12 protein-coding genes and 2 pseudogenes are annotated in these 14,616 nt (G+C 62.3%); 8 read left to right on the forward strand and 6 right to left on the reverse strand.

The features are described 5' to 3' along the window. The first annotated feature begins 44 nt into the window (after positions 1-44). From AC1M7R_RS14805 to AC1M7R_RS14820, 4 genes and pseudogenes are all read left to right on the forward strand, one after another. Positions 45-905 carry a MurR/RpiR family transcriptional regulator gene (locus AC1M7R_RS14805; RefSeq protein WP_072388671.1) on the forward strand — a complete coding sequence of 287 codons (861 nt, stop codon included), beginning with the start codon at positions 45-47 and terminating at the stop codon, positions 903-905. A gap of 1 nt (position 906) precedes the next feature. After that, complete coding sequence (locus tag AC1M7R_RS14810) at positions 907-2,379, forward strand: N-acyl-D-amino-acid deacylase family protein (protein WP_490609710.1); 1,473 nt, start codon at positions 907-909, stop codon at positions 2,377-2,379. A gap of 123 nt (positions 2,380-2,502) precedes the next feature. Continuing rightward, positions 2,503-2,871 carry a glyoxalase superfamily protein gene (locus AC1M7R_RS14815; protein ID WP_072388667.1) on the forward strand — a complete coding sequence of 123 codons (369 nt, stop codon included), beginning with the start codon at positions 2,503-2,505 and terminating at the stop codon, positions 2,869-2,871. Between the two features lie 68 nt (positions 2,872-2,939). Further along, positions 2,940-3,162: pseudogene (locus AC1M7R_RS14820) on the forward strand (FitA-like ribbon-helix-helix domain-containing protein). A 107-nt stretch (positions 3,163-3,269) separates the two neighbouring features. Here the strand turns inward: AC1M7R_RS14820 and AC1M7R_RS14825 are convergent. Next, on the reverse strand, positions 3,270-5,189 hold the full coding sequence (locus tag AC1M7R_RS14825) for a HAMP domain-containing methyl-accepting chemotaxis protein (RefSeq protein WP_072388665.1): 1,920 nt from the start codon (positions 5,187-5,189) through the stop codon (positions 3,270-3,272). 691 nt (positions 5,190-5,880) lie between these two features. Between AC1M7R_RS14825 and AC1M7R_RS14830 the strand changes: the two are divergent. Continuing rightward, positions 5,881-6,221: pseudogene (locus AC1M7R_RS14830) on the forward strand (DUF6124 family protein). Between the two features lie 67 nt (positions 6,222-6,288). Then, on the forward strand, positions 6,289-7,797 hold the full coding sequence (locus AC1M7R_RS14835; protein ID WP_490609711.1) for a leucine-rich repeat domain-containing protein: 1,509 nt from the start codon (positions 6,289-6,291) through the stop codon (positions 7,795-7,797). 98 nt (positions 7,798-7,895) lie between these two features. Here the strand turns inward: AC1M7R_RS14835 and AC1M7R_RS14840 are convergent, their stop codons facing one another. The 4 genes from AC1M7R_RS14840 to AC1M7R_RS14855 all read right to left on the reverse strand — a co-directional run bounded on the left by AC1M7R_RS14840 (position 7,896) and on the right by AC1M7R_RS14855 (position 12,090). Beyond that, the gene (locus tag AC1M7R_RS14840; RefSeq protein ID WP_490609712.1) at positions 7,896-10,268 is read right to left on the reverse strand and encodes a TonB-dependent siderophore receptor; all 2,373 of its coding nucleotides are present in this window, start codon (positions 10,266-10,268) and stop codon (positions 7,896-7,898) included. Between the two features lie 141 nt (positions 10,269-10,409). After that, complete coding sequence (locus AC1M7R_RS14845; RefSeq protein ID WP_072459566.1) at positions 10,410-11,393, reverse strand: DUF4880 domain-containing protein; 984 nt, start codon at positions 11,391-11,393, stop codon at positions 10,410-10,412. Then, positions 11,380-11,895, reverse strand: a complete 516-nt coding sequence (locus tag AC1M7R_RS14850) for a sigma-70 family RNA polymerase sigma factor (RefSeq protein WP_072388761.1) — start codon at positions 11,893-11,895, stop codon at positions 11,380-11,382. Before AC1M7R_RS14850 ends, AC1M7R_RS14845 begins: the two co-directional genes overlap by 14 nt. A gap of 54 nt (positions 11,896-11,949) precedes the next feature. Next, the gene (locus AC1M7R_RS14855) at positions 11,950-12,090 is read right to left on the reverse strand and encodes a hypothetical protein (protein WP_156682187.1); all 141 of its coding nucleotides are present in this window, start codon (positions 12,088-12,090) and stop codon (positions 11,950-11,952) included. A 31-nt stretch (positions 12,091-12,121) separates the two neighbouring features. Between AC1M7R_RS14855 and AC1M7R_RS14860 the strand changes: the two genes are divergently transcribed. Continuing rightward, entirely contained in the window at positions 12,122-12,955 is an 834-nt protein-coding gene (locus tag AC1M7R_RS14860; protein ID WP_072388657.1) for an oxidoreductase, read from the forward strand. A gap of 21 nt (positions 12,956-12,976) precedes the next feature. Then, positions 12,977-13,915: an AraC family transcriptional regulator gene (locus AC1M7R_RS14865; RefSeq protein WP_072388655.1), complete on the forward strand. Its 939-nt coding sequence runs from the start codon at positions 12,977-12,979 to the stop codon at positions 13,913-13,915. Positions 13,916-14,083: 168 nt separating this feature from the next. Here the strand turns inward: AC1M7R_RS14865 and AC1M7R_RS14870 are convergent, their stop codons facing one another. Next, positions 14,084-14,593 (reverse strand): Lrp/AsnC family transcriptional regulator, encoded by a 510-nt coding sequence (locus AC1M7R_RS14870; RefSeq protein ID WP_072388653.1) that lies wholly within the window; start codon positions 14,591-14,593, stop codon positions 14,084-14,086. Positions 14,594-14,616 lie beyond the last annotated feature (23 nt).

A 14,616-nucleotide genomic window follows, 5' to 3' on the forward strand; every position in this document is an offset into this window, starting at 1 on the left:
ATGAGTATCAGGGCTTTTCGTACAGAGCCTACACAGGAGTCGTCATGGACATCCTCTACCAGATCCGCTCCCGGCAGGATTTCTTCAGCGCCGGCGAAGGAAGAATCGCCCGTCTGATGCTCGATGACGTAGGCTTCGCCGCGTCCGCCAGCCTGGAAGAACTGGCCCAGCGCGCCGAGGTCAGCAGCGCCACGCTGTCGCGCTTCGCCCGCACTGTCGGTTGCCGCGACCTGCGGGACCTGCGCCTGCAGCTGGCCCAGGCCAGCGGGGTCGGCAGCCGGTTTCTCGACCCGGCCGGCGCCCCCGAACAGTCGGCATTCTATGGGCAGATCGTCGGCGACATCGAGTCGACCCTGCGTCGGCACCTGTCGGCCTTCGAAGAGTCGCGCTTTGCCGATGCCGTGCGATTGCTGGGCAAGGCGCGGATGGTCCATGCGTTCGGGCTCGGTGGCTGGTCGGCACTGTGCAGCGAAGAACTGCAGGTGCGGCTGGTGCGGTTCGGCTACCCGATTGCCGCGTGTCGCGACCCGGTGATGATGCGCATCACGGCCACCTCGCTTGGGGACGAACACCTGGTCATCGCCTGTTCGCTCACCGGCATCACCCCGGAATTGCTGGCGGCCGTCGAGCTGGCGCGCAGCTACGGTGCCGCGATCCTGGCCATCACCCGCGCCGACTCGCCCCTGGCGCAACTGGCAGACGTGGTGCTGCCCCTGCAAAGCGCCGAGACCTCGTTCATCTACAAACCCACGGCCGCACGCTACGGCATGCTGCTGGCCATCGACGTGCTTGCCACCGAGTTGGCCCTGGCTCATCCCGAAGACAATCAAGAGCGTTTGCGGCGGGTCAAGCTCGCCCTCGACGATTACCGTGGCGGCGACGACGATCTGCCCCTGGGAGACTGACATGCTGTACGACACACTCATCCGCGATGCGCTGGTCATCGACGGCAGCGACACCCCCGGCTACCACGCCGATGTGGCGATTCGCGCCGGTCGCATCGAACGCATCGGTGCGTTGTCCGACGCACAGGCCATCGAGGAGCTGGACGCCGCCGGCCGCGTGCTGGCGCCGGGGTTCATCGATGTCCACACCCACGACGACACTGTGGTCATCCGCCAGCCGCACATGCTGCCCAAGCTCAGCCAGGGCGTGACCACGGTCATCGTCGGCAATTGCGGCATCAGCGCCGCGCCGGTCAGCTTGCGCGGCGATCCGCCGGACCCGATGAACCTGCTGGGCACCGCCGCGGCGTTTTGCTATCCGAGCTTCGGTGATTACCGCGCAGCGGTGGAATCGGCCATGCCAGCGGTCAACGTGGCGGCACTGGTGGGGCACACGGCACTGCGCAGCAACCATCTGGACGACCTGTTGCGCACCGCCAGCGCGCAAGAGATCACCGCCATGCGCCAGCAATTGCGCGAAAGCCTGCAGGCCGGCGCGCTTGGCTTGTCCACCGGCCTGGCCTACGCCAATGCGTTCGCCGCCTCCACCGATGAAGTCATGCAACTGGCCGAAGAGCTGAACGCGTTCGGTGCGGTCTACACCACGCACTTGCGCAGCGAATTCGAGCCGGTGCTCCAAGCCATGGACGAAGCTTTCCGGATCGGCCGGCATGCGAAGAGTCCGGTGATCATTTCCCATCTCAAATGTGCCGGCGTCGGTAACTGGGGGCGTAGTGCGCAGGTGCTCACCGCGCTGGAAAACGCCGCCGCTGCCCATCCGGTCGGGTGTGACTGTTATCCCTACGCCGCCAGCTCCTCGACCCTGGACCTCAAGCAAGTGACCGATGCCCACCCCATCACCATCACCTGGTCGACGCCCCATCCGCACATGGGCGGGCGCGACCTGGCGGGCATCGCCGCCGAGTGGAGCGTTTCGCTGCTGGAGGCGGCCCGTCGCCTGCAACCGGCCGGCGCGGTGTACTACGGCATGGATGAAGACGATGTGCGCCGCATCCTTGCCCATCCGCTGTCCATGATCGGCTCCGACGGGCTACCCGAGGACCCGTTTCCTCATCCGCGCCTGTGGGGCGCTTTCCCACGGGTATTGGGGCATTTCAGCCGCGACGTCGGGCTGTTTCCCCTGCACACCGCCGTGCACAAGATGACCGGCCTTTCAGCGGCGCGCTTCGGCCTGAAGGAGCGTGGCGTCGTTGGCGAGGGATATTGGGCGGACCTGGTGTTGTTCGATCCACGAACCGTTCGTGACGTCGCCGATTTCAACGAACCGCAACGGGCCGCGCAAGGAATCGATGGCGTGTGGGTCAACGGTGTCCTGAGTTATCGCCAAGGGCAGGCAAACGGGCGTCGCCAGGGGCGCTTCCTGGCGCGCGAGGGCGATCTGCGCCAGGGTTTCGGCCCATGGAATGGCGTGTAGACGGCCGATAATGTTTGATTGGCGTCACAATAATGGCACTACGACACTAAAGAAGCCGGGGCCGAGGCCGAAGCACTAGGGTCAACCCATCTACACTGGGTCTTTTCAGCCAGGGAGCGCCCCATGAGCTTTGGTAAAACCACCCCGATCCTGCGGATCTTCGATGAAACCAAGGCGTTGGCATTCTATGTCGACTTCCTGGGCTTTACCGTCGACTGGCAGCACCGCTTCGGGGATGACTTCCCGCTGTACCTGCAAGTGTCGCGCGGCGAATGCGTGCTGCATCTGTCCGAACACCACGGCGATTGCACGCCGGGCTCGGCGCTGCGCATCGAGACCGACGAACTGGAAGCCTTCCAGGCACAACTGCTGGCCAAGCAATACCCTTTCGCCCGTCCACACATCCAGGCCATGCCGTGGGGCACCCAGGACATGGCGGTGGTTGATCCGTTCGGCAACCGGCTGGTCTTCACCAACGGGATCAGTGTGTAGAGGTCTGGACAAGTCGGCTGGCGATGGCCTGGGCGGCAATCAATGATTTCATTGATTGCCGAGGCGAAATGGCCAGCATCACGATTCGTAACCTCGATGACAAGGTCAAGGAACAGTTGCGCCTGGCTGCGGCCCACAATGGCCGCTCCATGGAGCAAGAGGCCGGTTTGATCCTGGGGCGCGCACTGGCGCCGGTGAGCGCTGTGGGGGGCTGGGCAGCCGTATCCGTAATGGATTCGGTGCGCTGAGGGCGTTGAGTTGCCGTTGCCTGCGCGCAGCCACTCGTCATAGCAGGAACTTCAACTTCCCAGGTCTTGAGGTCATCGATCCCTGGAACGCCTGAACCACGCCTTCACAAAAGCGCCCGTTCCCCTTGGGTAAACGGGCGCTTGCCGGGATCAGACCCGGAAGTGGCTCACCATCATCTGCAACTGATTACCCAACCGCGCCAGCTCGACACTGGAAGCGGCGGTTTCCTCGCTGGCGGCGGCGGTCTGTTCGGACACGTCGCGCACGTTGATGATGCTGCGGCTGATTTCCTCGGCCACGGCACTTTGCTGTTCGGCCGCCGCGGCAATCTGCTGGTTCATGGACTGGATGTTCGACACCGTGCGGGTGATGTTTTCCAGGGACGCGCCCGCCTTGCGGGTCAGGGCCACGCTGCTGTCGGTGAGGCTGCGGCTGTTGTTCATCACGGCCGCCACTTGCTGGGTGCCGTTCTGCAGGCCGGCCACCAGGCCTTCGATTTCCTCGGTGGATTTCTGCGTGCGCTGGGCCAGGCCTCGCACTTCATCGGCCACCACCGCGAAGCCGCGACCGGCTTCACCGGCCCGTGCGGCTTCGATCGCGGCGTTGAGGGCCAGCAGGTTGGTCTGTTCGGCCACCGACTTGATCACGTCCATGACGCTGCCGATCTTGTCGCTTTCCTGTTGCAGCATGGTCATGGCGTCGGTGGAACGTACCACCTCGCTGGCCAGGCGCTCGATCTGGGCGATGGCTTCGTTGACCACCTGGTCGCCGGCACGGGCTTCGCCGTCGGCGGCAGCGGCGGCCTGGGAAGCTTCCTCGGCGTTGCGCGCCACTTCCTGGACCGTGGCGGTCATTTCGTGCATGGCGGTCGCCACCTGGTCGGTCTCCACCTTCTGGTTGTTGACCCCGGCGCTGGTCTGCTCGGTGACGGCGGACAACTGCTCGGCGGCGCTGGCGATCTGGGTCACGCCATCGCGGATGCCGCTGATCAGGTCGCGCAATGTCACGCCCATGCGAGCGATGCCTTGTTGCAGCACGCCCAGCTCATCGCGACGGGTGACGACGATGGTGTGGGACAGGTCGCCGTTGGCGATGCGCTCGACCACCGTCAGGGTTTCGCTCAGTGGGCGGGTGATCTGCCGGGTGATGACCACGGCGGCGATGATGCCCACCAGCAAGGCCAGCAGGGTGCTGACCAGTTGCAGGGTGCGGGCCTGAGCGCTTTCGGCGTCGCGGCGGTCGAGCTGGATCTGGTACAGCTGCTCGCTCAGGCTGACGATGGTGGCGCCTTGCTCGGTCATTTCCTTGCGCGCCTGCACCACATCGGCGTTGGCCAGTTTGAAGGCCTGTACCGCGCCGCGGTATTGGGCCAGGGCGCTTTCCAGCTGGCGCAGCTCATCTTGGCGGGTGCTGGCGAAATGCAGGTTCAGCGGCTTGAGGGCGGCAATGGCCGTGTCCAGTTGGTTGAGGGCTTTTTGCTCGGTGTCGGCGTTGCTGTTGGCGGTATAGCCGCGCACTTCGTAGCGGGCCAGCATGAATGCCTGCTTGGCCTGGGTGATGGCCTGGAACTGCTCGAAGCGCTCGTCGCTCAGGGCCATGTGCTGGACGTCGGTGTTGATCGCCTCGATCAGTTTGTAGGCGGTCTCGGCGTTGGCCGACATGACTTCACGGGCCGTGTTACCGGTGCGGTAGGCACTGCGCATCTTGTTCAGGGAGCCTTGATAGGCGTTGATGGTTGCGTTCTGCTCCTTGAGCAGCCTGACGTTCTCGGGGCTCTTGAAGCTGGCGAGCAGGGCGTTCTGCTGCGCCAGGAACCCATCGAGGGCAGTCTGTACGCTCTGGGCGGCGGTCTCGTCGCCGTTGGTCAGCATGTACTGCAGGCGTGTGACGCGAAGCTTGGTCAGCCCGGCATTGAGCTGGGTGATGTCGCTCATCCAGTTGCTGCGCTGGATGAGCCCGCCCAGGCTGGTCCAGCTGGTCAAGGCCAGGATACCGGTCAGGACCAATACCAGGCCGAACCCCAGGCCCAATTTCATGTTGACGCTAATGTTGCCAAACCAGCTATTCATCAAATTCCTCCAGGAACGTTGTGCTGCTTGATCGTCGGTTGGCTGGAAGATTGTTGTTGTTAAGCCAGCAAAAAAAGTGAACAGGGCTGTATCGGCGGCTGCCCCGAGATCTGAAAACTTTTTTTGGCGTCGGCATTTCGCCGCTCGTCCCGGCGTGGCGACAGAGGCGGTCTGAGGAATGGAATTTCAGGCAAAAAAAAGCCCGCGGGGAGCGGGCTAAAACCTTAGTTTCTTGAATGAGCGAAGGGACTTTACCTCGTAAACCTGGGGGCTGGGGTGAAGAATAGTTTATGTGGTGCCGGCGTCGCGTCAGGTGGTTTCGTCTGCCTCGATACACCGCGCACATGGTTGAAGCACACAGGACGAAACACTTTGTACCGGGACCTTTCCCATTGACTTGCAGGACATTTCCTAGAAAATCCCAACCTCTTGCGCCTGCCGTTTCCGGTGCCTAGTCTCTGTCCACCGCTGCCCATTCAGCGGTCGGGTTTAGCAGCTCGGAAGTCACGTTAGGCGCATGGCAATCCCATGAGTGCAGGCATCGCTATTGCCTGAATGCTTATGGCGGCTGTGCGCAGGGCATCCTCGGGTGCGCCGGTTTCCTAACGTACCGGTCTGCTAACCTGCGCGCGGCTGCCACCCCCTCGTTTAGCAGCGAACGTGGCGGCTCCCACCTACGTTAGGAGTACCCATGGACAAACTCATCCCAGACCCACCCGTCCCACCGCTGCACCTGGACATCGCCGCCGATGCCAACGCCGAACGCGTTATCGATTCCTACCTGAACCCCAAACCCAATCCGCCCGACAAGCAACCTGCCCCAGGCCAACTGTTCACTATTGTCCAAGGCGTGGATGCAGAGAGCCTGTTGGCCAACCTCAGCGAAACCCTGGCCTGCGCCAATGTCATGGCCGGTGACCTGCGTTCGAGCTGGACGGTTCCCGGCGGCATTTTGCGTTGGGCCTGCAACAATTGATTGAACTGGGCCAGCTCCTGGCGAACCGGGCGCTGGACGTGGTCGATCCCAGGTAAAACGAAGGTGTTCGGGTTTGATCGACGGGTGTCGATCAAACCCCTTTTTTGCGGCAGCATACGCCGCATGTTCCCTTCGGATTCCTGGACCGTGCCGACTTCCAACCGCAACGCCCTGATGGCCCGACTCGCTGGCGCACCGGATGACATCGCCACGCGGGTTTCGCTTTACCGCGACCTGCTCGACACCGGCGAGGCTTCGCTGGACGGTGTGCGCGTCGCCGCTGGCCTGTACGATCCGGCCGCCATGGCCGTGGTAGCCGAGTTGGACGTCAAGGTACACAGGAATCGGTCGGCACCGTTGTTGCCGCAGCTTCGCGGGTTGCCGGTCGATCATCTGGCGCTGGAAAACGCCGAGCCGCAGTGGCTCGACGCCTTGGCCGGGTTGCCGCTGCGTTCGTTGGTGCTTGGCAGCCCGAGGTTCAGCTGCGATCAGGCACTTTGGCGACGTCTGCCGGATGTCGCCCTCGAGGCTTTGGAGATCAGCGGTTTTTCCCGCGACGATGACCTCACCAGTCTCCCTTCCCTTGAGCGCTTGCGCCGACTGGAACTGGAAACTTACGGCGAAGATTTCGACGACCGTTTCCTCAGGCAACTGGGCAGCAAAAGCAGGCTGCAAGCGTTGTCGTTGAACCGTTGTGATGAATTGACCGACGACGGTCTGCTGGGGCTTTCGCCACTCCAGTTGCGCTCGCTTTCGTTGGAGCGTGTCGGGCAACTGACCGCCCGTGGGGCGGCGCATCTGTGCAGCCATCCCCTCGAACAGCTGTCGCTGGGCTGGAACAGCAAGATCCTGGAGGATCCTGCCTGGCTCTCGGGTTTAACCGCGTTGCGTTCTCTGAGTCTCGATGATTGTCATGCATCCGATGCCACGTTCAACGCCATTCGGGATCTTCCGATCGAGCGGCTATCGCTGCAGTCTTCGTATCTGTGCGAGGACGACCTTGAGCTACTAGAAGGCATGCCCTTGGCGGACCTGGACCTCAAGGCCTCTCGACAAATCATTGAGCGGCTCGACGTGCTGCACGCGTTCCCCTTGAAGCGGTTGGGGCTCAGCGACGTGCAAGGTATCGACAAGCAGACGTTGCGGGACCTGGAGGGGCTGGAACTGGAAGCGCTGGACCTCTCGTTGAACGATGTTTCCTGGAAGGAACTGAAACAACTGGCCGGTCTGCCGCTGAAGCGGCTGGATCTGAGTTTCTGCCAAGGGGTTGATGGCAAGACGTTGCGCAAGCTGTGCGAAATGGGCCTGCCGTTGGAGCAACTGGAAATCAGCGGCCTGGACCTGCGCGATGGTGATCTGGCGTGTCTGCGTGATTTGCCACTGCAACGCCTGGGCTTGTATGAAAGCCCCTGGCTGACCGATGCCGGCGTCGCCCACCTTGCCGGGCTGCCATTGCGGCACCTGACGCTCGAAGCGGGTCCGGGGGAATCGCGGCTCACGTCAGCCATGGTGCCGGTGCTGGAGCGCTTGCCACTGGAGAGGTTGTCGTTGCGCAATGGCTCGCAGATCTGCGCGGGTGGATGGGACCGCCTGGCCAGGCTGCCGGCTCATGTCATCGGCCCGGGCATTTGATGCTCGCCGCGCTAGTTTCGTCCTGATGGAAATCGCCCCCGGGCTGTGGAGCAGGCTTGCTTGCACAGCCCGGGGGCGCTCATGAACGGCCAGTTTTTTTACCAGTTGTAGCTCAGCTTTGCGGTGATTTCGCGGCCCGGGTTGTAGTAGTTCGCGGTACCTGAGCCAACCACATGTTGCTCATCCAGCAGGTTGCTGACGTTGATCGCCAGGTCTGTGCCTTTGAAGAGGTTGTAGTTGAAGGCCGCATCGAAGAGCGTCGTGCCATCGCTGGTTCCGGTGTTGGCCGCATCGAAGTAGTAGGAACCGACATACCGTGCACCCAGGCCGACGCTGACATCGGTGTTGGGTACGTTGTAGTAGGTCCACAGCGAGGCGGAGTGTTTCGGCGCCGTGGCGAACTCATTCCCTTTGAGCGAACTTCCGTCGTACAAGGTCCCGCGAATGACTTCGGACTCCATGTAGGAATAGCCACCCACCAGGCTCAGGTTGGAGGTCAACTCGGCCTTGGCTTCCAGGTCCAGGCCGCGCACGCGCGATTCGCCGACGGTCTGTTGTTCGATCACACCGCTGGGCAGTACGACGGCGATGCTGACATTTTCCTGGGTCAGGTCGTAGACGGCCGCCGAGAACAGCGCGTCCATGCCCATGGGCGCATATTTCACACCCACTTCGTATTGCCTGCCCGTCTTCGGAACGACGCCGACGGTGGGCGGCGAGACCGACTCCACCATGCTGACGTAGGTGGACACTTCGTCGTTGACGATATAGGTCAGTGCGCCGCGATAGGACGTTTCCGAGAAGTTGTCCGACTCTTTTACGTTGTTGATGTCGGTATTGGAGAGATCCAGCGAGTCGTTGCGCACACCGGCAGTGACGATAAAGCGCTCATAGAAGGACAGGTTCTGCTGCAGGAACACGGCCTTGGTTTCAGTATCGAGCTTGTTATTGCTGTAGGGCGCCACACCGCCTGGCACGCCGGTGAATACCGGGTTGGCCAGGTCGATGGATCCTGTCGTGGCATACACCGAGCGTTCCTCGGTCGAGGAGTCGCCATACTCCACACCCACCAGCGTGCTGCTGTCGATATTCTCGAAGCGGGCATCGTATTGCAGCATCAAGTTGCCGTTCAGTTGCTCGGCATCGCTGTCGGTGCCGAAGATATAGCGCGGGACGGTGGTGCCGGTGCGGGTAGGGGAGTCGCTGAGGAACACATAGCCGAAATCATCGGTCAGTTCGCTGTAGCGCAGGTTGCTGCGCAGCACGAACCCATTGTCGAAATCATGGCTGAACGTGCCACTGATATTGGTGCGTTCCACATCGTGGAAGTTGTAGCTGGGCTCGCCGTAGAACTTGTCGCGATCGTATTCCTTGTCCAGCGGGTACCCGCCGCTGTTGGGCGAGCTTTGGGTCTTGAGGTAGTCCACGATCACGGACGCCGAGGTGAACTCCGTGGGGGCCCAGGTCAGGCCGCCCATCAGGAACTTGTTGTCGTCCTGCGAATGGTCGTACTCGCGGTCACTGTCTTGCATCTTTGCCGTGAAGCGACCGGCCAGGGTTTGCTCTTCATTCAGCGAGTCCCCGACATCAATGCCGGATTCGACATGGTCGAAAGAACCGTAGGTGACGTAGCCCTGGCCGAACTTGTCGAAGCGGGGCTTCTTGCTCACAAAGTTCACCGAGCCGCCCGGGTCGGCCGGGCCGAACAGTGTGGAGTTGGCCCCGCGTATCACCTCGACGCGCTCATAGGCGAATGGCTCCTCGCGCACGCCGCGCATCGAACCCAGGGTCAGGCCGTCCCGATAGGTCGTGGCTTGAAAGCCGCGGATCTGGAAGTAATCGTTGCGGTCGTCGGTACCGTAATAGTCGGTAATGACCCCCGGCGTGTATTGCAGGAGTTCTTCCGTGGTGCTGACGCTGCGTTGCTTCATTTCCTTGTCGGTCACCACGGACACCGAGGCGGGCGTGTTGAGAATGCTGGTGGCCACCTTGCCGCCAACCCAGAGTTCCTGGGCGACCACGGAATTGGCGTCTTCGGTGCCATCGACCCTGGCCTTGGCGTTGACGAGGATGGGCGCCAGGCGGAAGGCCTCGAGGTCGCCGTCCGCCTTGGCTTGTGGCGTCAGCAAGTAGGCGTTCGGACCTTGCTGCTGTATCTCGATGTCGCTCCCCTGCAACAACGACGATAGGGCCGTGGATGTATCGAGCGTGCCGCTCACGCCTTGGGTATTGCGGTTCGCCACGCTTGACGCATCGAAGGAAAGGCTGATGCCAGCCTCGCGCGCGAAGCGGTCGAGCGCTGGTGCCAACGGGCCGGCCGGGATGTTCCACTGATGAACCTGTTGGGCCTGGTCGACGGTCGAAGTTTGCGCCATGGACGGTAGCGCGTAGCTGCTCACGATGACGCCGAGGACCGCACCCTGTAAGGCACGATTCAGTAGATGACGCTGTGGAACCGGGGACAAACTCATTTACTCGCTCCGTTAAAGGGAATCGGCAGATAGGCCTGTATTTCGGCCTTTCTTACATGCCGAACGAGAATGAGAAATCACCTCATTTTTATTTGATATTTTTGTGCGACAAAAAAAACACTCAGGCTTTTCAGACAGGGCCTAGCTGGCGGCGCTCAACGTCACCCAGTATTGGGTTCGATATTCGATTTGTAAGTGCAGTGACTGCGCCACCAATGCCAGTACCTGATCGGTGTCGGCAAGCTGAAAGGTCCCGGAAACGCGCAGGCCCGAGACCTCTTCGGCGCAGCGCAACAGGCCGGGGCGATAGCGCGACAGGGCCCCGATGAAATCACCGAGGCGCATATTGCGTGCGCTGATCACCCCGTCGCTCCAGCTCCATAGATCCAGGCCGTCATCCTTGAACTCACGAACGCCATCCGAGGTGAACAGCCGCTGGCTTCCGGCCTGGACGGTGTCGTTGACCGCAACGGGTTGGCTGGCCCCGGGAAACACGGTGACTGTGCCGCTCTGCACCGCGATGAGCGTCCCGTCGTCACGCTCGTACGTCAGGAACCGGGCATTCAGGGTGCGTATCATCCCGTCCCGTGTCTGCACCCAGAACGGACGCGGTGAATCCGCGCCTGAGTCCGCGCCAGTGTTCACGATGATTTCGCCGCGCCGCAGCACGAGCAGGCGCCGCTGTGGGTTGAAATAGCTGTCGACCGCGCTGTCGCTGTTGAGCTGGACAAGGCTGCCATCATCGAGCTGGAAGCGCTTGCGCTCCCCGGTCTTGCTGTGTTGCTGGGCAAGCATGGCCGGCAGCGGCGTGTAGTCGCGGCCCAGCCAGGCCGCGCCACCCACGGTGGCCAAGGTACCCAGCAGCTTCAGGGCCTTGCGCCGATGCATGCCCGAGCGGCTGCCCTTGAGGGTATGCCGGGCCAGGTCGGAGGGAATGCCCGCGAAATCGTCGCCCAGGACTTGCACACGCTGCCACGCGAGCAAATGCTCCGGACACCGCTGCAACCAGTGCTCGAAAGTGCGCTGGGTCTGCTCATCGGCGGGATTGAAGCGCAGGCGCACCAGCCAGTGGATCGCCTGGTCGACCACGGCCGGATCCGGCACTCGGGCTTCACTGTTCGGCATAGCGCAAGCGATAGCAGTGTTGCAGGGCCTTGGCCAGGTCGCGTTCGACCGTAGAGCGGGAAACGCACAACTTGTCAGCTATTTGCTGGCAGGTCAGGCCGTCGAGCTGGGCCAGCAGGAATGCCTCGCGGACCCTCGGCTTGAGCAGGTCGAGCAGGCGGTCTATCCGTTCCAGGCTGTCGAGAATCAGCAACCGTTCTTCTTCAGACGGGATTTGCTGGGAAGGGAGCAGCGCAAGGCTTTCGAGGTAGGCCCGTTCGAGTTCGCGACGGCGATACCGATCGATCATCAGTCCACGTGCGATGCTGCTCAGATAAGCCCGGGGTTCGCGCAAAGGACTCAATTGACGCGATTTGAGCAGCCGTACGAAGGTGTCCTGCGCCAGGTCCGCAGCGCTTTCGCGGCAACCGATGCGCCGGCTCAGCCAGCTGTGCAACCAGGAGTGGTGGCTGCTATAGAGCAGCGCGAGATCGGCATTGCCCAGTGTGTCGTTGCTGCGCATCAGCATCCCGGAAACAGACATAATTGATAATGAATCGCATTATATTCAGACAGATCACGCCAGGGCAAATGTGCGCGAGCGGCCCAGGTCAACGGCCCGGGCATTGACGTCCGTCACGCCAGTCCGGCCCTGATAGGAATAGGCAAGGCTGCAAGGCAAACCGGCATAGGTGCCGCGGTTTCCCATCGATACCATGGCCTCGTCCCCACCTTATCGGAGGCTCGCCATGAGCAGCAGGAAAACCCTATTCATCACCGGCGTCAGCAGTGGCCTGGGCAATGCCCTGGCGCGGGAGGCACTTGCGGCGGGCCACCGGGTGATCGGCACCGTGCGCAGTGACGCGGCGTTGCAGGCCTTCGAGGCACTGGCGCCGGATCATGCCCGCGGGGTCATCCTGGATGTCACTGAGTTCGACCGGATCGACAGCGTGGTCGCCGCCACACAAGCCAGTCATGGCCCGGTGGACGTACTGGTGAACAATGCCGGTTATGGCCACGAGGGGATCTTCGAAGAGTCACCGTTGCAAGAGATGCGCCGCCAGTTCGACGTCAATGTGTTCGGCGCGGTGGCGGTGACCAAGGCGTTCGTGCCGTATTTTCGCGAGCGCCGCGCCGGTCATATCCTCAATATCACCTCCATGGGGGGCACCATCACCATGCCGGGCATTTCTTACTACTGCGCGAGCAAGTTTGCGCTGGAAGGGATCTCCGATACGCTGAGCAAGGAGTTGCTGCCGTTCGGGATCTTCGTCACGGCGGTGGCTCCCGGCTCGTTTCGCACCGACTGGGCGGGTCGCTCCATGCAACGTACCCCGCGCAGCATTGCCGACTACGACGCCAGCTTCGACCCGGTTCGTAAAGCGCGGGAAGAGAAAAGCGGCAAGCAGCTCGGCGACCCCCGCAAGGCCGCCCAGGCGATGCTGCAGCTGATCGCCAGCGCGACGCCACCGGCCCACCTGCTGCTGGGCAGTGACGCACTGAGCCTGGTACGCGAAAAACTGAGCCGCACCGCCCGCGAGATCGATCAATGGGAAACACTGAGCCGTTCCACCGACGGTTGAGCGCCAAGCAAGAGGACACCCATGACTCAGGCCGACCCCCGCACCGCATGCATGGTGCAGTTGCTGGAACAACTTGCCCCGGTGGAGGGCTACAACCTCAGCGCGCTGGAGGACATCCGCTTCCTGCGTTCGAACCGCCCCCTGACCCGCACGCCGGTGCTGTACGACCCCGGCATCGTGATCCTGTGCCAGGGCCGCAAGCGCGGCTACCTGGGCGAAGACGTCTATGTCTACGATGCCCAGCATTATCTGGTGGTGTCCGTGCCAGTGCCTTTCACCATGGAGACCGACGCCAGCGAGACAGAGCCCATGCTGGCCATCTACATGCGCCTGGATTTTCAGGTGGCCAGCGAGTTGCTGCTGCAGGTGGACGAGGTCCTCGGCCCCAGCGATGCCCCGCCCAAAGGCATGTACGCCTCGCCCATGGACGACTCACTGCGCGCCTCGACCCTGCGCTTTCTCCAAGCCATGAGCGACCCCGGCGAAGCGCAGATACTCGGCCCTGCCCTGAGGCGCGAAATCTACTACCGCATCCTCACCGGCGAGCAGGGCGGCTCAATGCGCGCCGCCCTGCGCCGCCAGGGACATTTCGGCCAGATCACCCGTGCGATCCGCAAGATCCACAGCGGTTACCAAAAGCGACTGGACGTCGAATCCCTCGCCCAGGAAGCGGGCATGAGCATACCCAACTTCCACCTGCACTTTCGCAGCGTGACCGACACCTCGCCCATGCAATACGTGAAATCGACGCGCCTGCACCAGGCTCGCCTGCTGATGCTGCGCAACACCATGAACATCTCTGCCGCGGCATTCAGCGTCGGCTACGAAAGCGCCTCGCAGTTCAGCCGCGAGTTCAAACGCTTCTTCGGCCGCACCCCCCAGGCCGAGATCGAGTGGATGAAGGCGACTTATGCGTTACCCGCGCCTGCCACGCCGTCTGTCTATGTGTCATCGCATTAGCCACGTGACGACGTGGGGAAATCCTGCCCCTGTCATTGCATAAGGACGTTGCGCCACTTTTTGGGCGATAGTCCAGGCATGCCCTGAGAATGTGGAATGAAGCGAGGGCATGCGCGAAGCCACCCCCAAGGGAAATCTGGCCAATCTGGCGATCGGGGCCAACGAGCCTCAAAGGGGAATGTGAGTGGTCGACAAGACCTGGCGCAACCCCATGAACGAGCGAATCTGGCGAACTCCGGGCAGGTAGAGCAGTTGCTCCGCGTGGAGCCGGTTGAAGCTGTTGCTGTCCTTGGTTCGTATCAACATGAAGTAGTCGAACTCTCCCGTCACCACATGGCATTCCATGCAGCCGGACACTTTCTGCGCGGCCGCCTCGAATGCGGCGAAGGACTCCGGCGTGGAGCGATCCAGCACCACCCCGATCAAGACCACCATCCCCGCCTCCAGCGCTTCATTGTCCAGCAGTGCGACGATGTGCTTGATCAGGCCGGCCTGCTTGAGCCGTTCGACGCGTCGCAGGCAGGCCGGCGCGCTCAGTTTGACCTTCTCGGCCAGCGCCACGTTGGAGATGGAGGCATCTCGCTGCAGGGCCTTGAGAATGGCGCGGTCGGTTCGATCCAGCGGCTGTGGCGTTGACGCTGTTTCGCTCGGCTTCTTGCGAGTATTTGTTGCGCTCATATGGGTTTATACGCAGTAAAAGT

The organism is Pseudomonas sp. MS01C9, assembly GCF_058202755.1.